Here is a 22,817-nt window from a genome sequence, read left to right as displayed (position 1 = left end):
AAGCTCATTTGCCAAAATATCAACGAAATAACCGGAAATAGAAACAAGGTATGAGCAACAATGTTTCTGATATTCCATAACACTAAAGTGTATTTTGAAACTTCGGCAGGTATCTTTGCGATAAGAAGTGACAGAAATACACCCTCACCAAGCCAATACACCAGAACAAATAATAACGGCAGGCGGAAAAAAGTAACATCAGTTGTTTTCAGCATGCGATACATCCTTACCCGCCCGGAAAATCCGTTTCACCATATAACGGATAACCAGTGCGGCAATGACCATTGATGCATACCCGGCGATACGGAGCAAAATAGCCACCGAGTCCGGTCCCCGGTATTCCCGGATATAAGATGAGGACAGCACCGCATATATTGCGCCGCTGCTCATAAGAAATACAATCAACCCACCCGCTAAACCGGTTAATAATAACCGTCTGGTGCGTAATTTTTCCCCGTTGTATCCGAATGCACCATACAGTGCGGTGATTAATATTCCCGCCAGTACCAGCAGATCAGGCAATATATTTCTCAGCCCGATCGTAAATAACATAATAATTTCCTGCAATATTGCTTCCCCGCCAAAAAGACTGACATAAAAGAAAAGAAGAATTAACGGGAGCAGCGCGCAGAGATAAACAGTCAGCGATGTCAGCAGGATATTATGAACTATCCCGTTATTATGGGGGGCTATTTTATATATCGCATCGGTTTTAACCCGGGAACGGGTCATTCCTGTGGCAATAAGCCAGAGTGCCGCCATCGTAATCAACAGTTTTAAAAGATACAGCCCGTAAATCGCCAGTACCGGCGGCGGTGCCATATATGGCTGATCGCGACCGAGGTTTGCGAGCACCGTAAGCTGCATCAGACCGGCAAGTTTAAGCACAATAAACCAGATAACTGCCATGCCCGCCACAAGGATCAGTGAACGGCTGTCTGTCCGGCAAAGGTGACGGTAATAAAACAAAAAAGAGGTGAATATAAACAAAAGCGGGGCGTAAACAACCCATTCAGAATAGGTTTCTAACTGAAATACAGGTAAAATATAGTATGCATTACTGAAGATGGCCGGCAGGATCTGGTAAATCCAGATAGCCCCGGCAATCATCCAGGTGGCCGTAAATACACATGGCAGACGGAAAAATGACATTCCGTCTGACGGTACTGAATCCTTCATTTGTCACATCCCTGAATTTGTCCATTAAGTCCGGAATACGAAACGAATAACTTTCCGGCTGAGCAACAATATAAGTACAGCAGATACCACAGCACATCCGATAAATCCGTTTTCCAGCCTGACCGCGCTCAGATAAAAATTATCACCCATCAGAATGAATATAAATATTGCAGCGATCGCAATCATTAACACAATACTCAATATTACCGTGGTAATAACAGAGATAGTCAGCTCACGAACCCGCAGCGTACTCTCTTTTACAGGGAAGATTTTGCGGATACACAGGAAAATAACACCACCGGAAATAATCAGGTTAATCGCAACACTCAGTATACTTTGTGTCAGCATTTTCGGACTGATCCCCGAAAGATTGCCTGCTATCATCGAAAATGCACTCAGCGAAATTAACCACATCAGGTACACCATACCTGTGCTGAATAATACGCCATAAATAACCGGTGATGTTTCCGCTGTCAGCAGGAATGGCTGTGTGTTCTTAATATAGCGATCAGCCGTCAGACGAACCGCCAGATACAACACTAAGAATGACACCAGATAAATCAATAAATCTGCCAGGCTTACCAATTTTATAAGCAGTGAAAAATCAAATTTATCCGGACCATAATCCTGAAGAACAGACCGTATTACTGTCATTTTCAGCATGGCGAGAGCATAGTTTACGGCATAAAGAAAAATCGCCAGCCCGATAACCCCGAGAACTGATTTCCGGTTCAGCAGCGTTATCCGCGTGTGATAAAAAAATAATGAAACCAGCGCAAATTGCCCGGTCATCTGAATAAAATGGTGCCCCAAAACAGGGGATAAATAATTCCACAGTGATATTGTTTCTCCGTGATTACTGACCTGCGGATAAATATTGAGGATCAGATTCCCCATCATTATCAATAGATAACTCAGAACAAACAGTAGCGGCAGGCGGAAAAAAGTCGGTTGGTTCATTATTTTTCTCTTAATACAGATGAATTATTCAGGCTTCAGACTACTATAATTATGCAGAACTTTGTTACCGTCCATTACCTGAATATCTTGTGGCGGCTGATAACAGTCAGATAACGGAGAAGCACACCGCTGCTTGTCGTGCTGGCGTAACCCCAGCCAGTCGCTGATAAGCCAGTAATCTGAGCTGCCGGAGTAAAGTGCATTTATTTTTTCACCGCGCGGATAGTTACCGGTCAGTTTTTCGCTGTACCAGATATACATCGGGATATCAAAAGCGGCTTTAACCGGCGAAGCTATTCCGTGGGCATACTCCGTTTCCCCGCCGCCGTCGGTTTTGCGGATCATCCCGTGATCAGAAAAATACAGCATGGATGAACGGCTGTCCGCCAGACGGGAAGTAATTTCGCCCAGCAATTCATCTGTATAATAAACAGAATTAAGGTAGCAGTCTTCTTCCCGCTCTCCGGTGAACGGGATAACAATTTTGTCTGCTACCCGCTTACAGGCCGGTGAATGGCTGCCGTAGATATGCAGAACTATCAGTTTACGCCCGGGTTGTTTCAATGCAGCATCAAGATCCGGCAGCAACGTCCGGTCATCCACCATACTGTCATTCCAGCGTGACGTTTGCGCGCGGAAAGAGATCGCCGCAATCAGCCCGTAACCCAGCCCGCCGACGCCCTGGTTGCTGTACCAGTGCGTTTTCAGCCCGGCAGATTGTGCCAGGGTCAGAATATTGTCTGCATAATCAGAAAAATGTCCGGTTTGTCCGAGGGGAATATTAGAGACAGACACCGGGACGGATAAAATCGTCACCGGCGCAGGGGATACCGCCTGATTAAACACCAGCATATTTTTTTGCTGTGCTACAGCCAGCGGTGTCGTGTCCTCCGCCCGTCCGTATAGACTCAAATCGCTGCGGCGCGCCGATTCACCTATCACCAGGACATAGTTTTCAATCTCATCATTTACGACGTCATAATGAAAATCAGGCTGGTACGTTTTCACGTCATTGACCATTTTCTGCATGTGCTGCACACGGAAGAATTCCCCCAGGTCATAGAACGGGGTGTGTTTGGTCAGTGTTTCTCCCCAGACAAAATCATCCGAGCGGGATTTACCGTTAAAATAATACAGTGACCCGCTGACAACCAGATACACAAGGAAGAGCCCGCCCGCACAGCGCAGTGTCCGGACAGAAAAGCAGCGTCCGATTGCCCGGCAGAACACATAAAACAATAGTGTGATAAACAGAAATACCAGCAGATACGGCCAGTACATCAAAGACATTGCCTGCGCTTCATCCGTTGTGGTTGCCAGGAACGTTTCTGCCAGTGCCTCACTGAACGCAGACTGATACTCCTGCCATAAAAAAATCCGCATTCCCTGTACCGCACAGAAAAACAGCACCAGTATTGCGGCGATTATCTTCCCGGATCTGTACCGGGTCAGTAATCCGCAGGTCAGCAAGAATAAAAGGGTAAATAACGCCGTTTTTATGCTGTGCGCGGCGCCCTGATTCGCATCCGTATAAAACAAAACGGCTATCAGAAGGGCAATTAATAACAGGCAGATTTTTTTCATTGGCTTATTTGGACCGGCTTATTTTCACAAGCGTAATCGTTCCCGAAAAATAGAGTAAAGACGCTGAATAATACCTGAATTTGCAATACTTTGCCGGATTGTGGTTTTTACCGGTGGTTTTTTTTAAGCTGAATTTAATCTGTATACCCGCATTGCGGTGCGGATATAATTTTTCATCCACGTCTCCCGCGCTTCAATGCTATTATGGGATCAGTGATTTTTTCATTTTCTTAAATGAACCCGAACAGAGGAATGCGTGATGATTATTGTCACCGGCGGTGCCGGATTTATCGGCAGCAATATTGTAAAAGCACTTAACGATGACGGTTACACTGATATTTTAGTGGTAGATAACCTGAAAGACGGCACAAAATTTGTGAATCTGGTTGATCTCGATATCACCGATTATATTGATAAAGAAGATTTTATCGCCGGTATTATTGCCGGGGATGATTTCGGGGATATCGAGGCTGTTTTCCATGAAGGTGCGTGCTCTTCCACAACCGTGTGGGATGGCAAGTATATGATGGATAACAACTATCAATACTCCAAAGAGCTGCTGGATTATTGCCTGGATCGCCGCATTCCGTTCCTGTATGCCTCTTCTGCCGCAACCTACGGCGGGCGCAGCGATAACTTTATTGAAGATCGCCAATTTGAAAAACCATTAAATGTATATGGTTATTCAAAGTTCCTGTTTGACCAGCATGTCCGCGATGTTCTGCCGGATGCAGAGTCACAGATCTGCGGATTCCGTTACTTTAATGTCTATGGTCCGCGCGAAGGTCATAAAGGCAGCATGGCAAGCGTCGCTTTCCATCTTAACAACCAGATTTTAAACGGTGAAAACCCGAAATTATTCTCAGGAAGCGAAAATTTCCTGCGCGATTTCATCTATGTGGGTGATGTTGCTGCCGTTAATCTGTGGTTCTGGAAAAATGCCAAATCAGGGATTTTTAACTGCGGTACCGGTCGTGCGGAATCATTTCAGGCTGTCGCTGATGCAGTAACCGGTTTCCACAGTAATCGTCAGTGTACGCTTGATTACATTGAATTCCCGGAAAAACTCAAAGGCCGTTACCAGGCATATACGCAGGCAGATTTAACTAACCTGCGCGCGACGGGCTATCCCGGCAAATTTAAAACCGTTGCCGAAGGTGTTCACGAATACATGATTTGGTTAAATCAGGGAAATTAAGTAAACACACATGAAAATTCTGGTGATCGGGCCATCGTGGGTCGGTGACATGATGATGTCACAAAGCCTTTACCGTACCCTGAAAACACGTTATCCGCAGGCAACAATAGATGTGATGGCTCCTGCGTGGTGCCGTCCGCTGCTGGAAAAAATGCCGGAAGTGGATGAAGCAATCGCCATGCCGCTGGGTCACGGTGCATTTGCCCTTGGCGAGCGCCGGCGTCTTGGTCATGCCCTGCGTGATAATAAGTATGATCGTGCTTATGTGCTGCCAAACTCATTCAAATCAGCCCTGGTACCATTTTTTGCAAAAATTCCGGTACGTACCGGCTGGCTGGGTGAAATGCGTTACGGGCTGCTTAACGATCACCGGAAACTTGATAAACCGGCTTTCCCGCTGATGGTTCAGCGCTATGTTGCACTCGCGTACGACAAGACAGATGTGCCGGATGCCGGGGCTATCCCGCAGCCGTTGCTATGGCCGAAGCTGGTGGTGCGCGATGAAGATATCGCTGAAAGTATGGCGGCATTTAATATCGGCGATCACCGCCCGGTTATCGGGTTCTGTCCCGGTGCGGAATTCGGTCCCGCCAAACGCTGGCCGCATTATCACTACGGTGAATTAGCCAAAAAACTCATTGATGAGCGTGATTTTCAAATCATCCTGTTCGGCTCAGAAAAAGATCACGCCGCCGGAGAAGATATTCTTGCCGGGCTCAGTGATGAACAACGTGGTAACTGTCTGAATCTCGCAGGGAAAACCTCGCTGGAACAGGCGGTTAACCTGATCGCAGGTTGCCACGCTGTTATCTCTAATGATTCCGGTCTGATGCATGTGGCAGCAGCACTGGATCGCCCGCTGGTCGCTTTATATGGTCCGAGCAGCCCGGATTTCACGCCGCCGCTGTCAGAAAAAGCCCGCGTTATCCGCCTTATCACCGGCTATCACAAGGTCCGCAAAGGCGATGCGCACGAGGGATACCATCAGAGTCTGGTCGATATTCAGCCGGAACGTGTTCTGTCAGAACTCGATGATTTACTCAAGAGCACTCCGCCATGCACCGTGTGTTAATTGTCAAAACCTCTTCCATGGGCGATGTGCTGCATACATTGCCCGCACTGACTGATGCCGCGCGGGCGATCCCCGGTATCCGATTTGACTGGGTTGCGGAAGAAGGCTTTGCACAGATCCCGGGCTGGCACCCGGCCGTCGATCGCGTTATCCCTGTTGCTATCCGCCGCTGGCGGAAAAACTGGTTTCGCAGCGATATCCGCCAGGAACGCCGTCAGTTCAGAGAAACCATACAATCCCGTGATTATGATGCGGTGATTGATGCCCAGGGGCTTATCAAGAGTGCGCTGCTGGTGACTCGGCTGGCGCATGGACGCAAACACGGCTATGACCGGCACAGTATCCGCGAGCCACTGGCCAGTTTTTTTTTATGATGTAAAACACGCCGTCAGTAAACAACAACATGCTGTTGAGCGCATCCGCCGGCTTTTTGCTCTGAGTCTGGGTTATGAAAAACCGGAGATTCAGGGTGATTATTCAATTGCCACCCACTTTCTGAATAACAGCACAACCACAACAGACTCTGCGCCCTATCTTGTCTGTCTGCATGCCACAACCCGTGATGCCAAACACTGGCCGGAATCTCACTGGCGGGCACTGTTTTCACAGCTGACAGACAGCGGTCTGCATATCCGGCTGCCTTGGGGTGCGCCACATGAGCAAGAGCGCGCACTGCGCCTGGCGGATGGTTTTCCGCATGTGCATGTGCTGCCTAAATTATCACTGGCTGAAGTTGCTGCTGAAATTGCCGGGGCTGAAGGTGTGATTTCGGTTGATACCGGGCTGAGCCACCTGACCGCCGCACTGGATAAACCGAATATTACCCTGTACGGCCCGACAGACCCGGGGCTTATCGGTGGCTATGGCAAAGGTCAGTTTGCGCTGACTTCACCGGACGGCGATTTAGTATCAGTGACGGCAGATGATGTCCTCGCCGCCATGACTGCACACGGTATGCGCTAAGACGCAGTGCGCTGCGTCAGTTTCCGCTGATAAAACTCCGCCAGTGTCATGCCTTCCGCCCGTTGTGCAATATAGGCAAAGAGCTGCTCCAGGTCGTCATACAGCGCATCAATCGCCGCTTCATCCTTGAATGTCGGGCTGCCGCCCGGCATAAATTCAGACGAATGCAGCATAAATTCAATATGGTCATGCCCTTGTGCCAGACAGGTATCCACCACCTGTTGCATCTGCAGCAGATTGCCGCCTTTTGGCCTTAACCAATTAACGGATGGCGAGCGCTTTTTACCGCGCAATCCGTCATAAAACTGTTTCAGGCTGTTCATCAGCGGCGAATGGCGGTTCTGAATACTCATAGGTACCTGTAACAGTGCTGAATTGCCCGCACGGCTGATATCATTGAGATCCATAAAATACGCATCAGCCCGGAAATTCAGGTAATTTGTGCCGCCTTTGCCGAGCGGTGCCGGTGCGCCTGATGTATACGCCCAGTTTACGCCGGGGGTAACAGAGCAATCCGTCAGATAACCAAACTCAGCCAGCAACTGTGCGTATTTTTCATTGAATGCCCAGCGACCTGAACGGTGGCTGACCATTTTAGTCTGAAGTTTTTCTTCCAGCAGGGATGTCATGACATTGATTTTTTCTTTCATCACATCGTCAGGAAATTCAATCAGGTACGGCTGAAAACGATCGTCATCCGTGGTCAGTGCTTTCAGTGGCGGGCTGTTCCATGCGTGCAGATGCATACCGATTTCCCCGGTCTGCCGCGCAATCACATCCTGTGCAAATTCAATATAGGCATCATCTGCTGCCATTTCATAGTTAGTCAGCCAGACGGGTTTAAACGCGAACTTTTCACATAGTGCCTGGAATCGTGGCAAAAAACGGGTGTTCTGCGTGGTGATGACCGGACCGGACTCCCAGAGATTATCCCCTTCGGTATCCAGGGTGATGATAAATGCGGGCTTCGTCATGGTTGTATTCCTCACACATTTTTCCCGGGAACGGGCTGAATTAAATCACAGTACTGCTGAATTATCGTCTGCTGCTCAAACTTCTGATACATCGCCGGCGTGATAACCGGCGGAGATTCATACACCAGGCGAATTTTTTCTGCCAGGCTCTCCGGGGTCAGTGCAGATAAATAATTTTCCAGCTCACCCACCATAATTTCACTGACTCCGCCCGGACAATGCGTACTGACAACCGGCGTATCACACATTAATGACTCAATCAGTACTGTCGGCAACCCTTCATTATCAGAACTTAATAACACGGCTTTTGCCCCACGGATAAGCGGCATCGGGTTGGTCTGAAAACCTATAAATTCAACTTTGTTTTCCAGCCCTAAATCTGTCGCCTGCATTTTCAGTGCCTGTGTGGCATCCGGGGAGCCCTGCCCCGCAAGCAGTAATTTACACGGTAAATCAGCCAGAGCGAATGCGGCAAGCAGCCGGTCCTGGCGTTTCACTTCGTGAAAACGCCCGAGATGGATCATATAATCCTGTCCCTGATACGGGTTTTCTGCCGACGCCTGCTGCTGAATATCCGTTACATCAAACGGGTTATAGATAGTCACACACCGCGCGGGTTTTACACCCACCGTGTCACACACATCACGGCAGACCGCATCAGACACGCCGATAATATTACGCCCGTCATACACTTTGCGGATTTTAGCCTGCTTCAGCGCCCGGCGAAGGCCGGTTTTATTGCCCAGATAACTCGCGGAATACATTCCGTGCAGGCAAAACCAGACATTTAGCCCGGCAAGTACACGGGACTGCACCACAATACGGTCTGTTTTATGTAAATTCGACACCACCAGCGCCGGAATACCTTTGCAGGCAAACAGAGCGGATAACAAGGTATCCATTTTTGCCGCACGGCGTTTTATTTCTGTCTGACGCCGGAACAGCCCGTGATAGGTATCTTCACAAACCTGATAATCTACACCGTCCGGAATCTCATAATCCCGCACAGCACTCAGTGCCAGAAGCGTGACATCATAGCCTGCCTGAACTAACCCCTGACTCAGGCGCAGTACGACTCTTTCTGCACCGCCGCCGGGTAATCCGTCAATAATAAATAAGATATGCTGTTTCATGTCGACAGTACGCGCCCGTAGAGATCTATCAGTTGCTGTGACAGTGCCGCCGGCGTATGCGGTAAAATCCGCAGCCGGGCACGTTCAGACATCGCATTGTTCAGATGATTACAGGGCAGCTGTGCAACAGCATCAGCCAGCCCGTCAATATCAAGGGCATCACAGACAAATCCCTCTTCACCCTGCGTAATAAATTCAGCGCCGCCGCAGGTTGTACTGGTGATCACCGGTAATCCGCAGGCCATCGCTTCCAGAACCACATTCGGGAACGGATCATACAGAGTCGGGAGCAGTAACCCGTCACACATCTGATAGAGCGGCAATGTCTGTTTCTGCATACCGAGAAAATGGATACGATCCGCGCAACCCAGTGACGACGCCAGCTGACGGTATGCTTTTTCATCTTTATCCTGCCCGGCAACCAGCAACCGGGTATCATTATTACGGCTGACGGCTTTGATCGCCGCGGCCAGTCCCTTGCGCTCAAACCCGGAACCGACATAAATCAGGCATTTTGCTGCCGCCGGAATACCCTGCTCCCGGCGCAACCGCAGACGCTCTTCTTCCGTCGCCGGATAAAACCGGGTTGAATCAATTGCATTATAGATAACAGTAATCTGTGATTCAGAAAGCCCAAAGTCTTCCATTACCTCTTTTTTTACCATCTCAGAGTTACAAATTACCTGCTTAAAATGCACATCGTGGTACATCGCCTGTTCTGCTTTCATCACATAACGGTGATACGGTGAGGCAAACAATAATTTAGCCCGCCAGCCCGGCAAAACCCGCGCCCGCTGTAACAGCCAGCGACGGTGAACACCATCGCCCGCACGATAAATATCGCATCCGGCGATGCGCTCATGACTTTGAACAATATCAAATTTTTCTGCCTGCCAGCAGGCGCGGGCCGCATTGGCAAACCCGCGTTCACGGCTGATACGTCCCCATTTTACCGGATTGACCACATGGATATGCCAGCCGGGTGCTGTTGCTCCCTGCCAGGAGCGGGTGATCACATTCAGCTCCAGGTTTTGCTTATCCAATGCTTCCAGAGCGCGGGAAACAAACCGCTCCGCGCCGCCGTCAGGGCGATATTTCTGGCGGACAATCGCTAAACGCAGATTTTTCATAAGTAGCTCCGTGCTGCGGCAATCACCACATCTGCCGGTATTGCGCCCAGATAGCGATCATCAGCCCTGGTATCGACCTCATCCGGATCCGGCTGGTCGCCGTAATCCGAGGCTTTAATTATCCTGCCGGTTGCCTGCCAGGGGGACCAGAAAATCAGTTTTGTCGGACCAAACAGTGCCACCATCGGCGTTTTCAGTGCGGCGGCCATATGCATCGGGACAGAATCTACACCAATATACAGTTTTGCCCGGTCAATCAGTGCCGCAAGTTGCGGCAGCGCCAGTTCACCGGCAACAGACACAATTTTGCCTTCCGCCACCGCCTGAGTACAAGGTGCAAGAATTGTCTCCACCATCTGTAATTCACGGGGATCCGGGCCGCTGCTGAGCACAATCTGATGCCCGTCATCTGCCAGCGCCTGAATCACCTCACTCATTTTGTCCTCTTCCCAGCATTTATAAAACCAGCGGGATGTCGGCTGCACCACAATATAATCGCCGGTGATATGTTTACTCTGCAACAGTTGCTCTGTCTGCTGCCGGTCAGCCTCTGAGTAAGCCATGGTGACCGTATTATCCGTTACCGGCAGATTCAGCGGGGTCAGTCCGTTCAGGTTCTGCTCAACCGTATGCATGGACTCTTCCTGAGACGTATCCGCCAGCAGGGTATAGCATTTTTTCCAGAAAATACTTTGCCGTTTCCATAAGTCCAGCCCCACCCGTATCCGGGCACCGGTAAACCGGGTAACAATGGCGCTGTACCATTGATCGGCCAGATTAATCACAATGTCATACCGGCGTTGCCGCAATGATTTAAGCAAGCGCCATTCATGCCCGATACGCCGCTTCAGCCCCTCTTTACGCCACTGCCTGTCCATCGAAAAAATATGGCTGACCCCGGGATGGCTGCTCAGCACAGGCGCAGTTTCTTTATACAGCAGGACATCGACCTCAGCATCCGGATAATTAGCATTCAAAGTATTAATTACAGGTGTTATCAGCAGGGTATCTCCGTGATGACGGAGCTTTATCACTAAAATACGCTGTACCGGGGCGGATGCTGTTTGCATAGGCGTTCCATTCATTATCTGGCAGAAATCAGGGAGATTATCCGTAAAAATCAGAGCTACAGCGTACCATAAATAAATAGCCGGAGTATTAACAGATCATCACAGAGTGATGTGCCGGATAGCAGTAAACCAGCCATTATCCACACCGGGTTTATGCTTTTTAATGCGCTATTCGTGTTAGTTTTATGCTATTATTACCGCAATCTTATCTGCGAAACTGATAAAATGTTACTGCGCGTATACCAGGTATTACTTTACCTCATTCAACCTCTTATCTGGTTACGTCTGTTATGGCGCAGCCGCCGTTCTCCTGCCTACCGCAAGCGCTGGGCCGAACGTTATGGTTTCTGTAAAGGGAAAACCGGTGTCGGCGGCATTGTTCTGCACTCGGTGTCTGTGGGTGAAACTCTCGCCGCAGTTCCCCTTGTCCGTGCATTGCGCCACCATTATCCGACCCTGCCCATCACGGTTACCACCATGACACCAACCGGCTCAGAGCGTGTATTATCCGCACTGGGTGATGATGTTTTCCATGTCTATCTGCCTTATGACTTACCCGGCTCCATGAAACGGTTTATTAATACTGTTCAGCCGTGTCTGGTGATTGTCATGGAAACCGAGCTGTGGCCGAATATGATAACGCAGCTGCACCGGCGCAAAATTCCGCTGGTTATTGCGAATGCCCGTCTTTCCGCGCGATCAGCCGCGGGTTATCAGAAAGTCGCCAATTTTGTCAAAACTATTTTAAACCGGATAACCCTGGTCGCTGCCCAAAATCAGGAAGATGGTGATCGCTTTATTGCGCTGGGATTGCGCCGCCAGCAGTTACACGTTACCGGCAGCCTGAAATTTGATATTTCCGTCACTCCCGAACTGGCCGCAAAAGCAGTGGCATTGCGCCGTCAGTGGGCTGCCCGCCGTCCGGTCTGGATAGCAACCAGCACTCACGAAGGCGAAGAAGATATTATTCTCAATACCCACAAAACACTGCTCGCCCGCTATCCGAATCTGTTACTCATCCTTGTTCCCCGTCATCCTGAGCGATTTGCAAAAGCCCGTGAACTGACAGAAAAAGCTGGGTTAACCTATGTGATGCGCAGTAAAAACACCATACCTGCGCCGGAAACACAAGTTGTCGTCGGTGACAGCATGGGCGAACTGATGCTTCTGTACGGACTGGCAGATATTGCGTTTGTCGGCGGCAGCCTGGTTGAGCGCGGCGGACATAATCCGCTGGAAGCCGCAGCACATGCACTTCCGGTACTGATGGGACCGCATACCTTTAATTTCAATAATATTTGCGGCAAGTTACAGCAGGCTGATGCGCTGATCACTGTTACGGATGAAAAAAGCCTCAGTGACGCTGTCTGTAATTTGCTGGATGATGAAGATTATCGCCTGTACTGCGGTCGCCATGCCGCTGAGGTTCTCCATGAAAATCAGGGCGCACTTCACCGTCTGCTGCAATTGCTCAGTCCGTATCTGCCACAACGGGGGCACTGATGCCGGAGATAAAACGTCTTTCTGTCGTGATGATCAGCAAAAATAATGCCGATGTCATCCGCGATTGCCTGCTTTCCGTACAAGGTCTGGCGGATGAAATTATCGTGCTGGATTCCGGCAGTCAGGACAATACTGCGCAAATTGCCCGTGAGTCCGGGGCACAGGTATATGAGAACCTGGTCTGGCCGGGTTTCGGACGCCAGCGTCAGCTTGCGCAACAGTATGCCACCGGCGACTATATTTTGATGCTGGACACCGACGAACGGGTCACGCCGGAATTAAAACAATCAATTGAACAGGCTTTGAGTGCGCCGCAACTGAATACGGTTTACCGTTTCGCCCGGCGTAATTTGTTTCTCGGACGTTTTATGAAGCACAGCGGCTGGTATCCGGATCATGTCCTGCGGCTTTATCCGCGGGATCAATATCAGTATAACGACAATGCGGTTCATGAATCCGTGAATACGCAGGGCGCAAATATCATCACACTGAAAGGGGATGTATTGCACCTGACCTGCCGCGATTTAATTGAGTTTCAGCAAAAGCAGCTGCGTTACGCAGGAGACTGGGCACAGGCCCGTTATCAGGCAGGTCAACGCTGTTCGTTTCTCTCTGTCCTGACACATACCGGCGGTGCATTCTGTAAAACCTGGCTGTTAAGAGCCGGGTTTCTCGATGGTAAACAAGGCGTTATACTGGCTTTTGTTAACGCTCAATATACCTTTAATAAGTACGCAGCCTTGTGGTCGATGGGCAAAAAAGATGAGTCCGCATCATGAAAACACGCGCAATTTACCCCGGTACCTTTGATCCAATCACCTGCGGGCATATCGATATTCTTGAACGTGCTGCAAAAATGTTTGATCACATTTTGCTGGCTATCGCTGACAGCAGCCGTAAAAACCCGATGTTTACCCTTGATGAACGGGTCGCGCTGGCACAGAAAGTCTGCACCCATATTCCGAATGTGGAAGTGGTCGGCTTTTCAGAACTGATGGCAAATTTTGCGAAGAAACAAAACGCCAATGTCCTTATCCGGGGTGTTCGTTCTGTTGCGGATTTTGAGTACGAGTGGCAGCTCGCGAATATGAACCGCCATTTTGCCAGTGAGCTGGAGAGTGTGTTTCTGCTGCCTTCACAGAATTTATCGTTTGTTTCCTCATCTTTAATTAAAGATGTGGCACTGCATGATGGTGATGTGTCTACATTTTTGCCTGAGCCGGTTGCACAGGCAATGCTGAAAAAACTGGGAAAAAGCTGATCAGTGCTGACAGGCGGGGCAGAAAAATGTGCTCCGCTGTCCGACTTTCACCACTTCAACCGGTTTCCCGCAATTCGGGCAACATTCACCCTGTTTTCCGTAGACAAATAATTCCTGTGCAAAATAACCGGGCTTTCCGTCTGACTGTAAAAAGTCTTTCAGCGTAGTTCCGCCCTGTTTTATTGATTCCGTCAATACCTGTTTGATTGTCGCCACCAGGCGCTCTGTTTCTGCTTCGGTCAGATCTTTCGCTGCCCGTAACGGGTGGATCCGTGCAATAAACAGCGATTCATTCGCATAGATATTACCGACGCCGACCACAATTTTATTATCCATCAGCCAACTTTTGACCGGCGTATTTCGTTTACGGGATTTTTCAAACAGATATTGTGCATTAAATTCATCCGTCAGCGGCTCCGGTCCGAGGTGTGCCAGTACGGAGCAGGTTGCCAAATCATCAGCCCACAGCCAGGCACCAAAACGGCGCGGATCGGTATAGCGCAAAATTTTACCGTCACCCATCACCATATCCACATGGTCATGTTTTTCTTCCGGGGTCTCTTCCAACAGGATCCGCAAACTGCCTGACATCCCCAGATGGATGATAATCCACCCTTCCGGTAATTCAATCAGCAGGTATTTTGCTCTGCGCTGTACACTGAGAACAGGCCGGTCACTCAGGCGTTCAATCTGCTCTGACACCGGCCAGCGCAGACGTCTGTTTCTGACTTCAACATAGCGCACAGTGTTACCGACAAGGTGCGGCTCAATACCGCGCCGGCTGGTTTCGACCTCTGGTAATTCAGGCATACACACTCCGCAAGCAGGTTATATTTTAAGGAGGGGTTATTTTGCAGACAGTGAATTACTGATCAGATTAAGTGTCTCATCCGCACATTTATCCCAGTTAAATTTATCAAGAATAAACGAAAACGCACAATCCGTTTTACGCGCTGCATTGGCAGGTTCATCAATAATCCGGCGGATAGTACCTGCAAAACTGGCGGCATCCCCGCTTTTGGCAAAATTAACCATATCATCCCCGGTAATACTGCGGATGGAGGGTAAATCAGAGATAACAACCGGTTTTTTCATTGCCATATATTCAAATAGTTTAAGCGGGGAAGTATATCGCCCCCCCATACTGCTGTCTGTCAGCGGTAACACGCAGATATCCGCGTCAGCGATAACCTGAAACCGGTTAACCGGCTCAACATATCCCATAAAACAGATACGATCAGCAACCTCTAAGGTTTCAGCCAGCGCTTTCAGCTCTGCTATCTGTTCGGGTTTTCCACCCGCAACATTCAGTGTGACATTCTCCAGCGCAGGTAATGCGTGAATAATTGTCGGCAGTCCTTTCCAGGGATGAAGGCTCCCCAGATACAATAAATTCGTTTTGGCGTCTTTCTGTTTTGAATTTACCGTACCCGTGACCGCACCGGCAGCCAGTAAATCAACACCATTCGAGGTGATATAAACAGGAGTATCTGTCTTATAAAGTGCCTGTGCATCTACTTTTATCAGCGCTGTTTTGACAAATACCGCAGACGCATCGCGATAAACAATGGATTCTGTTTTCAGTAACTTTGCCAGTTTCCGCTGATTTTTAATGCCGGAAAGGTCGTGAGACTCCCTGAATGACTGAGAAAAAACCTCGTGGCTTTCAAAAAAGCAGGGAATGCCCGGATGCTTATTCAGCAAATAATATGCCATTTTCAGATTGCGCGTGAACACGGCATCCACCGGATTTTTTTTCAGCCACGCAGAAACCTGATAATTAAATACTTTCTGACTGTTAAACGGAAAAAACCAGGTTTTCCGGATATTTTTCAGTCCGGTGAAGCTGACGCGCGCATCAATCGCGCGTCCCAGAATAGTGTCTGCGGATACGGACGACTGAGGCGATACCATTTCAACGGAGCATCCCCGGCGTGCCATCGCATCAATCATCTGGACAATTTGCAATGATGCGACACGGTAAGCAGGTACAGGATAAGGATCAATATAAGCAATCTTCATAATGCTCAGCTTCGTTTTTCATCATTATTTGCATTTAATACCCTGAGAAGCCTGTGGGCTGAATGCTGCCAGGTATAACGCCCGACAATGCGTAAGCGCGCATTCTCTCCCATTTCCTTCCCTCTGTCAGGCAACATATACAGCTGCTTCACTGCATCTGCAATGGCCTGTGCATTTCCCGGCGGAACAAGCAGACCGCTTTGTTCTTCGTTTCCGATAACTTCCGCAATTCCGCCGATATAACTGCCAATCACCGGTTTGCCACACGCCATTGCTTCTGCAATGGTAATCCCGAATGCCTCATCTCCGATACTCGGAAAGACACCCGCATCTGCAGCAGCATACCATGCCGGTAATTCATCATGACTCACAGGCGGATGAAAAATAACACAATCCTGAACACCTTTTTCTGTCGCCCGCCGCTGTAGCGCAGGTAAATCATCACCCGCACCAATGACCAGCAGCTTTATATTATCATTTTTTAATAATGCGATGGCATCCACCGCATAGCGGACACCTTTCCAGCCGACTAACCGACCTGCAAATGCCACCAAAAAGGTATCATCATGAATACCCAGTGTCTGGCGCACCGTGGTTTCCATCGGCTTAAACCGGGTGGTATCCACACCGTTATAAATAACGGACGGAAACTGTTTATAATGATGCTGAATCTGCCAGGCATTAAAATGACTGCACGCCACCCATGCATCCAGCCGTTGGCTGAGTTTGCGATCTCCGCGAAAAAAACTGGTACCGCCGCTCATAAAACAAAACTTTGTTTTTGTTTCTTTTGGTAAAAGGCGGGGCCAGAAAAAATCAAATGGCTTGGTCAGAATAATCCAGTCAAGGTTCTCTTTCTGAACCTGATGGCGCGCGTGACGGGCAAAGGAATAACGTTCCGTTATTTTCTGAAAACGACTGCCGATATTCAGCACCCGCTTGCGGGGTATATACGGAAAAGTATGAATTTTCACCGGACGTCCGCCAAGTTCCGGCCGGATATCTCCCTCTCCGCCAAAAATATGGACTTCGTGACCTTCATCAGACAGTACCTTTGCTAATTCCCATACAGCGGTCTGTATCCCGCCGTATGACATAGTTACTGTCACATCGATAAAACCGATCTTCATATTTCCGCTTACCTTGCCTCAGCCTGCCATATAGCCAATATCGCTATAAATGAGAACGACTAACATGTCGGATGTGTTTTTCCGGTATTTCCGGTAATGTATATATCTTCTTGTAAGATATCATCAAACCTTCTGCGCGGGTTAATCTTTTCAAATATTTAACCTGCTACTCACCACTATGGTTATTATAAATCAGATAATTATTGATAAATGTCGTACCGAAATAGCAAGAAATAACAAAACACATTAAAATCAATGCATTATGATTTATTGTCGCATCCTTGTTAATTAACATCCTCTGCATTTATATTAGGTACAGTATAAATATCGTATTATTATTAAAACCAGCAGCGCTTTCTGATAAACAAGACGAATACTACGCCTCTGATAAGATAAATCCTATCCCTTTAATATATTTTCCATTTTATCCAGCATATTGTTTATATTAAAGTTTCTTTCTGCATGACATAATGCTGCCTGACTCATTTTTAATCTCAGCGCATCGTCATTTATCAGTTGACGCAGTTTATCTGTCAGTTGCTCAACATTACGGGGCTCAACAATAAACCCGGTTTCATTATCAATGACAGCCTCCGTGATCGCGCCAACCGTTGTGGAAATAACAGGTAACTCACACAACATTGCCTGCATGATCCCCTGCGGAACACCCTCATTACCAAATGAGGGTAAGACAAAAATATCCATTGCATTGAGGCATAACGGAACATCGTCACGGTTTCCTAAAAAAATCACTGATTCTGATAAATTCAGAGACTCCGCCATCGGTGCCAGATTTTTACGCTGTGGTCCGTCCCCGACAAAAAGTATCTGCCAGTCCGGATATTCTGTGTGCAATGTTTTCCAGCTTTCCAGCAAATATTTATGTCCTTTCCATGTACGCATTGTGGCAACAATACCAATCGTGCGTTTGTCCGGGATCCCCAATTGCCGGCGGGCTACATGTTTATCCTGCGGAAAAAATTGTTCCGTATCAATCCCGGTGGGAACGGATGTCATGTGCGACAGCGGATATCTGTTGTGAGAATGTAAGTGCTGACGTAATTTTTCACCCGTGGTAACAATATGGCGGCAAGCCCGCAGATATAACCAGCGTGTGATAAAAGATGTCGATACCTGAGTGGATACATGGCGTGTCCGGACAACAGGCGGCATTCCCGTCAGCGTTGCACAGGCGGCAGCAACAAGCCAGGTATCGGTTGAACTGTGTGTATTAATAACACCGAACTCTCTGCCGTGTCGTTTCAGCCAGTGGCGCATCGACTTCAGTGCAGTCCAGCGCTTTTTATAAATAGGTAACGCAACAGCGTCCACCCCGTAGCGGGGAGCCTGACGCAATATTTCCGAATCCGGGCAGCACACAATAACGACACGGTATCCCCGCCTGATCATCCCCTGAGACTCCGTCAGGATCCGTATTTCCTGCCCGCCCCAGCCGCAGGATGATTCAGTATGGAGGATAGCAAAAGGATGTTTATCCATTCAGGTTAGTTCTCTTTTTAAGGTAATGAACATTATCTGTGCTGACAACATCTTTTCCGGTATACCCGACGTCATTCAGGATGCAGCCAACAAACCTGTAGTTTGAATGAATAAGGGCATACAAGCAAAATAATCCGGATTATATCAGTACAACCTGTCATTAAATGACACCATCTTGCTGAAGACAATAAAAAACCCAGCCGAAGCTGGGTTTTTTCAATCAGAAAGCAAAACTTACTTAATTTTTGCTTCTTTGTACAGAACATGCTTGCGAACAACCGGATCGAATTTCTTCAGTTCCAGTTTCTCAGGCATTGTACGTTTGTTCTTCGTAGTGGTATAGAAATGACCTGTACCTTCAGAAGAAACGAGTTTAATTTTCTCGCGAATACCTTTAGCCATTTTTCAGCTCCTTAGTACTTCTCACCGCGGGTACGTAAGTCAGCTAACACTGTCTCAATACCCTTCTTGTCAATGATACGCATACCTTTAGCAGATACACGCAGAGTCACGAAACGCTTCTCAGACTCAACCCAGAAACGGTGAGAGTGCAGGTTCGGCAGAAAACGACGTTTGGTCGCATTTAATGCGTGTGAGCGGTTGTTACCACTCATCGGACGCTTGCCAGTAACTTGGCAGACTCGGGACATGTCTATTCTCCAAAAATCTAATCAGCTCGAGCTTTGTATTGGGTGAGGCTGCCTCGTCAGGCTTAGGAGCCTATCTCAGCGTACTTTTGACTCGCCGGGAAAGTGCTCTGTCAACCAGCAAAAATTTGCTGAGATAGGCTCTTCTCGCCAAACCCAAGATCCTCAAAGGTGGCGTAGTATACGCTTTCCGGCGCAAACGCTCAAGACCCGAACAGTAAAGATCGCGTGTTTATGCGAAAAAAACTGATCAGATCAACCCATGTTCCGCAAATGAAAACGTATTGAATTTCCCGACGACCAGGTGATCCAACACGCCAATCCCCACCAGCTCACACACCTGCGCAATCTTTTTTGTCAGCAGAAGGTCAGCCCGGCTGGGTTTTTCATTACCGGAAGGGTGATTATGCGCCAGTATAACAGAGACTGCATTCACTTTGAGTGCAAGACGCAAAATTTCCCTGGGATGAACCTCCACACAGTTTACCGTTCCGGAAAACATTTCCTCATAACGAATCAGCTGATTCTGATTATTCAGAAACAACACAACGAACACCTCGCGCTCCTGCCACATAATCAACTGATGCAGATACGCTTTGACAGAACAGGCGCTGTTGAGAAATTGCATCTCCTGAAACTGGCTGCTGAAAAAACGCCGTGACAGCTCAACAATGGCCTGCATCTGACAGTATTTACTGTCCCCGATACCCTTGAGGGGCTTAAACTCATCGTAGCCCGCCGTCAGCAACCGGTGCAATGAACCAAACACATCTAATAAATATTCAGCAAACTGCCTGACCGGCAGTTCACGATTGCCTGTCCGTAAAAAAATAGCCAGTAACTCTGAATCACTCAGCACAGAGGCGCCATAGGCGATAAGTTTCTCTCTCGGCATTAAATCTGCGTTTATAATCGGGTTATCCATCTCCACACCACCTGCTCTTTTTCGTTTTTTGCAGATAAAAGTATGGTGGCTTGCCGCATTTCTGTGCCAAAAAACCGTGATTTTTGCGAGCGGCGCCGAAGAAAAAAGTTTATTTAGCTGGATAAATAAACAGCACTCTACCTATACGCTGAGGTTGTGGTAAAATCGCGTATCTCCAAATAATAACCGGATAAAGCACAATGTCTGCACTGACAGGAAAACAGATTGTTCTGGGCATCAGCGGTGGTATCGCGGCCTATAAAACACCTGAGATTGTCCGTCGTCTCCGTGACCGGGGCGCTATTGTCCGTGTCACTATGACCCCCGCGGCAACCGCGTTTATTACCCCTTTAACACTTCAGGCCGTTTCCGGTTTCCCGGTGGCGGAAAGTGTTCTTGACCCTGCTGCCGAAGCTGCAATGGGACATATCGAACTCGGAAAATGGGCTGATCTCATTATTCTGGCACCTGCCACGGCAGATTTAATCGCCCGCCTGAGTGCCGGTATGGCAAATGACCTGGTCACAACTATCTGCCTGGCGTCCGATGCCACTATTGCCGTTTCGCCGGCCATGAATCAGCAGATGTATAACGCACAAACCACACAGGAAAATCTGGCACACCTTGAACAGCTTGGTTTCGCTGTCTGGGGACCGGACAGCGGCAGCCAGGCTTGTGGTGATGTCGGTCCGGGACGTATGCTCGATCCGTCAGAGATTGTCGCCAGAGCAGAACATCATTTTCAGCAAAAACAGGATATGGCCGGTATCCGCCTTGCGATTACCGCAGGACCCACACGTGAAGCCCTTGATCCTGTCCGCTTCATCAGTAATCACAGCTCCGGTAAAATGGGATTTGCTATTGCGCGCTCAGCCGCTGCGCGCGGCGCAGATGTTACCCTGATTACAGGTCCTGTCACATTGCCGACACCACCGGGTGTTAAACGTATTGATGTTGTCAGCGCATGTGAAATGAATGATGCCGCGCAGCTTGCCGCCCCCGACCATCATATTTTTATCGGCTGTGCCGCCGTTGCTGATTATCGTGCCAAAGAGATTTCCGGTGAGAAAATTAAAAAACAGGGTGATGAAATAACCTTTACCATGGTGAAAAACCCTGATGTGATTGCAGGTGTCGGTGCACTGACCAAAAATCGTCCGTTTGTGATTGGATTTGCAGCTGAAACCCAAAATGTGGAAGAATACGCACGCGGCAAGTTGGCAAAAAAACAACTCGATATGATTTGCGCTAACGATGTTTCTGTTGAAAACCAAGGCTTTAACAGTGACAACAATGCCCTTCATTTATACTGGCACACCGGCGATATAAGTTTACCGAACATGAGCAAATCAGAGCTCAGCCACCACTTACTGGACGAAATACTGAAACACTATGACGAAAAAAATCGACATTAAGATCCTTGACCCGCGCATCGGCGGGGAATTTCCGTTACCGGCATATGCCACCCCGGGCTCTGCCGGGCTGGATTTACGTGCTTGTCTGGACGCAGCAACCGAGTTGCTTCCCGGTCAGACACTGCTGCTGCCAACCGGATTAGCGGTGCATATTGCTGATCCGTCACTGGCGGCAATGGTTCTGCCGCGTTCAGGCCTGGGTCACAAACATGGTGTTGTGCTGGGTAACCTGGTCGGGCTCATTGACTCTGACTATCAGGGACAGCTGATGGTGTCTGTCTGGAACCGTGGTGATAAAGCTTTTACCATTGAACCGGGCGAACGTATTGCACAGATGATTATCGTTCCTGTTGTTCAGGCTGAATTCAATATTGTCAGTGAGTTCACTGAAAGCGAACGCGGTGACGGCGGATTCGGCCATTCAGGCCGTCAATAATACTAATAACGCCGTGATATCCGGTGCCGTTCTGATAATCGCGCTGAATAAAGGCGCGGTTATCGGATGACCGGTTTGTTTTTGCATTAAAGCAGGGGTGTTATCTGATATGGCAGAAAGTACAAAAAAGAAAAACAGGCGCGAGGAAATTCTGCAGGCACTTGCGCTGATGCTTGAGTCCGGCGACGGCAGCCAGCGGATAACAACCGCAAAACTTGCCGCCAGTGTCGGCGTCTCAGAAGCTGCGCTGTACCGGCATTTTTCCAGCAAAACAAAGATGTTCGACAGCCTGATCGTCTTTATTGAAGATTCACTGATTTCGCGGATAAACCTTATCCTTCAGGATGAGAAAGATACCATTTTACGGATAAAACTTATTCTGATGCTGATCCTGGGGTTTTCAGAAAAAAATCCGGGGCTGACCCGAATCATGACCGGTCACGCACTGATGTTTGAGCAGGATAAACTGCAAAGCCGTATTAATCAGCTATATGAGCGTATCGAAGCCCAGTTACGTCAGGTTTTAAAAGAAAAGCGGATCCGTGACGGTGGTGGTTTTACTTATGATGAAAGCCTGTTAGCATCTCAGTTACTCGCTTTCTGCGAAGGTATGTTATCGCGTTTTGTTCGCTCAGAATTTAAATACCGTCCGACACAGGAATTTGATGTCCGTTGGCCGTTGCTTCTCGCACAGTTACAGTAATACCGGCAGAAA

The 22,817-nt window shown here is 48.5% G+C and carries 22 protein-coding genes and 1 pseudogene; 9 read left to right on the top strand and 14 right to left on the bottom strand.

Annotation, left to right across the window (positions count from 1 at the left end):
* Nucleotides 1-198 precede the first annotated feature (198 nt).
* The 3 genes from AYY17_RS06185 to AYY17_RS06175 are packed head-to-tail and all read right to left on the bottom strand — an operon-like array spanning nt 199 to nt 3,723.
* Nucleotides 199-1,179 carry a hypothetical protein gene (locus tag AYY17_RS06185; protein ID WP_067422247.1) on the bottom strand — a complete coding sequence of 327 codons (981 nt, stop codon included), beginning with the start codon at nt 1,177-1,179 and terminating at the stop codon, nt 199-201.
* Between the two features lie 24 nt (nt 1,180-1,203).
* Nucleotides 1,204-2,139 (bottom strand): hypothetical protein, encoded by a 936-nt coding sequence (locus AYY17_RS06180; RefSeq protein WP_067422245.1) that lies wholly within the window; start codon nt 2,137-2,139, stop codon nt 1,204-1,206.
* 24 nt (nt 2,140-2,163) lie between these two features.
* The gene (locus AYY17_RS06175) at nt 2,164-3,723 is read right to left on the bottom strand and encodes a phosphoethanolamine transferase (RefSeq protein WP_067422243.1); all 1,560 of its coding nucleotides are present in this window, start codon (nt 3,721-3,723) and stop codon (nt 2,164-2,166) included.
* Between the two features lie 259 nt (nt 3,724-3,982).
* On the opposite strand from AYY17_RS06175, the gene rfaD reads away from it, so the two are divergent.
* From rfaD to rfaC, 3 genes and pseudogenes are all read left to right on the top strand, one after another.
* Complete coding sequence (gene rfaD / locus AYY17_RS06170) at nt 3,983-4,921, top strand: ADP-glyceromanno-heptose 6-epimerase (RefSeq protein ID WP_067422241.1); 939 nt, start codon at nt 3,983-3,985, stop codon at nt 4,919-4,921.
* Nucleotides 4,922-4,931: 10 nt separating this feature from the next.
* A complete protein-coding gene (rfaF, locus tag AYY17_RS06165; RefSeq protein WP_067422239.1) occupies nt 4,932-5,993 on the top strand; it encodes an ADP-heptose--LPS heptosyltransferase RfaF in 1,062 nt (353 codons plus the stop codon).
* Nucleotides 5,978-6,956: pseudogene (gene rfaC, locus AYY17_RS06160) on the top strand (lipopolysaccharide heptosyltransferase RfaC). The gene rfaF and the pseudogene rfaC overlap by 16 nt, the downstream one beginning before the upstream one ends.
* On the opposite strand, the gene AYY17_RS06155 reads toward rfaC, so the two are convergent.
* Genes AYY17_RS06155 through rfaQ form a run of 4 tightly spaced genes read right to left on the bottom strand, consistent with a single transcriptional unit; the run spans nt 6,953 to nt 11,263 of the window.
* Complete coding sequence (locus AYY17_RS06155) at nt 6,953-7,930, bottom strand: polysaccharide deacetylase family protein (RefSeq protein ID WP_067422236.1); 978 nt, start codon at nt 7,928-7,930, stop codon at nt 6,953-6,955. The pseudogene rfaC and the gene AYY17_RS06155 sit on opposite strands and share 4 nt — an antisense overlap.
* Before the next feature lie 11 nt (nt 7,931-7,941).
* Nucleotides 7,942-9,063, bottom strand: coding sequence for a glycosyltransferase (locus tag AYY17_RS06150; protein WP_067422233.1), 1,122 nt, complete (start codon nt 9,061-9,063; stop codon nt 7,942-7,944).
* On the bottom strand, nt 9,060-10,193 hold the full coding sequence (locus AYY17_RS06145) for a glycosyltransferase family 4 protein (protein ID WP_067422231.1): 1,134 nt from the start codon (nt 10,191-10,193) through the stop codon (nt 9,060-9,062). Before AYY17_RS06145 ends, AYY17_RS06150 begins: the two co-directional genes overlap by 4 nt.
* Complete coding sequence (gene rfaQ, locus AYY17_RS06140) at nt 10,190-11,263, bottom strand: putative lipopolysaccharide heptosyltransferase III (protein ID WP_067422229.1); 1,074 nt, start codon at nt 11,261-11,263, stop codon at nt 10,190-10,192. Before rfaQ ends, AYY17_RS06145 begins: the two co-directional genes overlap by 4 nt.
* A 225-nt stretch (nt 11,264-11,488) precedes the next feature.
* On the opposite strand from rfaQ, the gene waaA reads away from it, so the two are divergent.
* Genes waaA through coaD form a run of 3 tightly spaced genes read left to right on the top strand, consistent with a single transcriptional unit; the run spans nt 11,489 to nt 14,027 of the window.
* The gene (gene waaA / locus AYY17_RS06135) at nt 11,489-12,766 is read left to right on the top strand and encodes a lipid IV(A) 3-deoxy-D-manno-octulosonic acid transferase (protein WP_067399535.1); all 1,278 of its coding nucleotides are present in this window, start codon (nt 11,489-11,491) and stop codon (nt 12,764-12,766) included.
* Nucleotides 12,766-13,545: a glycosyltransferase family 2 protein gene (locus AYY17_RS06130; protein WP_067422227.1), complete on the top strand. Its 780-nt coding sequence runs from the start codon at nt 12,766-12,768 to the stop codon at nt 13,543-13,545. Before waaA ends, AYY17_RS06130 begins: the two co-directional genes overlap by 1 nt.
* Nucleotides 13,542-14,027: a pantetheine-phosphate adenylyltransferase gene (gene coaD, locus AYY17_RS06125; RefSeq protein ID WP_067369131.1), complete on the top strand. Its 486-nt coding sequence runs from the start codon at nt 13,542-13,544 to the stop codon at nt 14,025-14,027. The genes AYY17_RS06130 and coaD overlap by 4 nt, the downstream gene beginning before the upstream one ends.
* Here the strand turns inward: coaD and mutM are convergent, their stop codons facing one another.
* From mutM to radC, 7 genes are all read right to left on the bottom strand, one after another.
* Entirely contained in the window at nt 14,028-14,837 is an 810-nt protein-coding gene (gene mutM, locus AYY17_RS06120; RefSeq protein ID WP_067422225.1) for a bifunctional DNA-formamidopyrimidine glycosylase/DNA-(apurinic or apyrimidinic site) lyase, read from the bottom strand.
* Nucleotides 14,838-14,873: 36 nt separating this feature from the next.
* A complete protein-coding gene (locus AYY17_RS06115; protein ID WP_067422223.1) occupies nt 14,874-16,049 on the bottom strand; it encodes a glycosyltransferase in 1,176 nt (391 codons plus the stop codon).
* A 5-nt stretch (nt 16,050-16,054) separates the two neighbouring features.
* The gene (locus AYY17_RS06110) at nt 16,055-17,179 is read right to left on the bottom strand and encodes a glycosyltransferase family 4 protein (RefSeq protein ID WP_067422221.1); all 1,125 of its coding nucleotides are present in this window, start codon (nt 17,177-17,179) and stop codon (nt 16,055-16,057) included.
* A gap of 399 nt (nt 17,180-17,578) precedes the next feature.
* A complete protein-coding gene (locus AYY17_RS06105) occupies nt 17,579-18,679 on the bottom strand; it encodes a glycosyltransferase family 4 protein (RefSeq protein ID WP_067422219.1) in 1,101 nt (366 codons plus the stop codon).
* Nucleotides 18,680-18,913: 234 nt separating this feature from the next.
* A complete protein-coding gene (gene rpmG, locus AYY17_RS06100; protein ID WP_067369117.1) occupies nt 18,914-19,081 on the bottom strand; it encodes a 50S ribosomal protein L33 in 168 nt (55 codons plus the stop codon).
* An 11-nt stretch (nt 19,082-19,092) separates the two neighbouring features.
* Nucleotides 19,093-19,329, bottom strand: a complete 237-nt coding sequence (rpmB, locus tag AYY17_RS06095) for a 50S ribosomal protein L28 (protein WP_067399438.1) — start codon at nt 19,327-19,329, stop codon at nt 19,093-19,095.
* Between the two features lie 247 nt (nt 19,330-19,576).
* On the bottom strand, nt 19,577-20,251 hold the full coding sequence (radC, locus tag AYY17_RS06090; protein WP_067422217.1) for a RadC family protein: 675 nt from the start codon (nt 20,249-20,251) through the stop codon (nt 19,577-19,579).
* Between the two features lie 200 nt (nt 20,252-20,451).
* On the opposite strand from radC, the gene coaBC reads away from it, so the two are divergent.
* The 3 genes from coaBC to slmA all read left to right on the top strand — a co-directional run bounded on the left by coaBC (nt 20,452) and on the right by slmA (nt 22,805).
* Nucleotides 20,452-21,666: a bifunctional phosphopantothenoylcysteine decarboxylase/phosphopantothenate--cysteine ligase CoaBC gene (gene coaBC, locus AYY17_RS06085; RefSeq protein WP_067422215.1), complete on the top strand. Its 1,215-nt coding sequence runs from the start codon at nt 20,452-20,454 to the stop codon at nt 21,664-21,666.
* Entirely contained in the window at nt 21,644-22,102 is a 459-nt protein-coding gene (gene dut, locus AYY17_RS06080; protein ID WP_067422213.1) for a dUTP diphosphatase, read from the top strand. Before coaBC ends, dut begins: the two co-directional genes overlap by 23 nt.
* A gap of 109 nt (nt 22,103-22,211) precedes the next feature.
* Entirely contained in the window at nt 22,212-22,805 is a 594-nt protein-coding gene (gene slmA / locus AYY17_RS06075; RefSeq protein WP_067399426.1) for a nucleoid occlusion factor SlmA, read from the top strand.
* Nucleotides 22,806-22,817: the final 12 nt, after the last annotated feature.

It is taken from the genome of Morganella psychrotolerans (genome assembly GCF_001676055.1).
Taxonomy (GTDB): domain Bacteria; phylum Pseudomonadota; class Gammaproteobacteria; order Enterobacterales; family Enterobacteriaceae; genus Morganella; species Morganella psychrotolerans_B.
This window is presented reverse-complemented; position numbering and strand designations above follow the sequence as displayed.

Bases quoted from the DNA above. Each gene is read 5' to 3' on its own strand.
- AYY17_RS06185 (WP_067422247.1), bottom strand. From the start codon at position 1,179: ATGAAGGATTCAGTACCGTCAGACGGAATGTCATTTTTCCGTCTGCCA.
- AYY17_RS06180 (WP_067422245.1), bottom strand. From the start codon at position 2,139: ATGAACCAACCGACTTTTTTCCGCCTGCCGCTACTGTTTGTTCTGAGT.
- AYY17_RS06175 (WP_067422243.1), bottom strand. From the start codon at position 3,723: ATGAAAAAAATCTGCCTGTTATTAATTGCCCTTCTGATAGCCGTTTTG.
- rfaD (WP_067422241.1), top strand. From the start codon at position 3,983: ATGATTATTGTCACCGGCGGTGCCGGATTTATCGGCAGCAATATTGTA.
- rfaF (WP_067422239.1), top strand. From the start codon at position 4,932: ATGAAAATTCTGGTGATCGGGCCATCGTGGGTCGGTGACATGATGATG.
- AYY17_RS06155 (WP_067422236.1), bottom strand. From the start codon at position 7,930: ATGACGAAGCCCGCATTTATCATCACCCTGGATACCGAAGGGGATAAT.
- AYY17_RS06150 (WP_067422233.1), bottom strand. From the start codon at position 9,063: ATGAAACAGCATATCTTATTTATTATTGACGGATTACCCGGCGGCGGT.
- AYY17_RS06145 (WP_067422231.1), bottom strand. From the start codon at position 10,193: ATGAAAAATCTGCGTTTAGCGATTGTCCGCCAGAAATATCGCCCTGAC.
- rfaQ (WP_067422229.1), bottom strand. From the start codon at position 11,263: ATGCAAACAGCATCCGCCCCGGTACAGCGTATTTTAGTGATAAAGCTC.
- waaA (WP_067399535.1), top strand. From the start codon at position 11,489: ATGTTACTGCGCGTATACCAGGTATTACTTTACCTCATTCAACCTCTT.
- AYY17_RS06130 (WP_067422227.1), top strand. From the start codon at position 12,766: ATGCCGGAGATAAAACGTCTTTCTGTCGTGATGATCAGCAAAAATAAT.
- coaD (WP_067369131.1), top strand. From the start codon at position 13,542: ATGAAAACACGCGCAATTTACCCCGGTACCTTTGATCCAATCACCTGC.
- mutM (WP_067422225.1), bottom strand. From the start codon at position 14,837: ATGCCTGAATTACCAGAGGTCGAAACCAGCCGGCGCGGTATTGAGCCG.
- AYY17_RS06115 (WP_067422223.1), bottom strand. From the start codon at position 16,049: ATGAAGATTGCTTATATTGATCCTTATCCTGTACCTGCTTACCGTGTC.
- AYY17_RS06110 (WP_067422221.1), bottom strand. From the start codon at position 17,179: ATGAAGATCGGTTTTATCGATGTGACAGTAACTATGTCATACGGCGGG.
- AYY17_RS06105 (WP_067422219.1), bottom strand. From the start codon at position 18,679: ATGGATAAACATCCTTTTGCTATCCTCCATACTGAATCATCCTGCGGC.
- rpmG (WP_067369117.1), bottom strand. From the start codon at position 19,081: ATGGCTAAAGGTATTCGCGAGAAAATTAAACTCGTTTCTTCTGAAGGT.
- rpmB (WP_067399438.1), bottom strand. From the start codon at position 19,329: ATGTCCCGAGTCTGCCAAGTTACTGGCAAGCGTCCGATGAGTGGTAAC.
- radC (WP_067422217.1), bottom strand. From the start codon at position 20,251: ATGGATAACCCGATTATAAACGCAGATTTAATGCCGAGAGAGAAACTT.
- coaBC (WP_067422215.1), top strand. From the start codon at position 20,452: ATGTCTGCACTGACAGGAAAACAGATTGTTCTGGGCATCAGCGGTGGT.
- dut (WP_067422213.1), top strand. From the start codon at position 21,644: ATGACGAAAAAAATCGACATTAAGATCCTTGACCCGCGCATCGGCGGG.
- slmA (WP_067399426.1), top strand. From the start codon at position 22,212: ATGGCAGAAAGTACAAAAAAGAAAAACAGGCGCGAGGAAATTCTGCAG.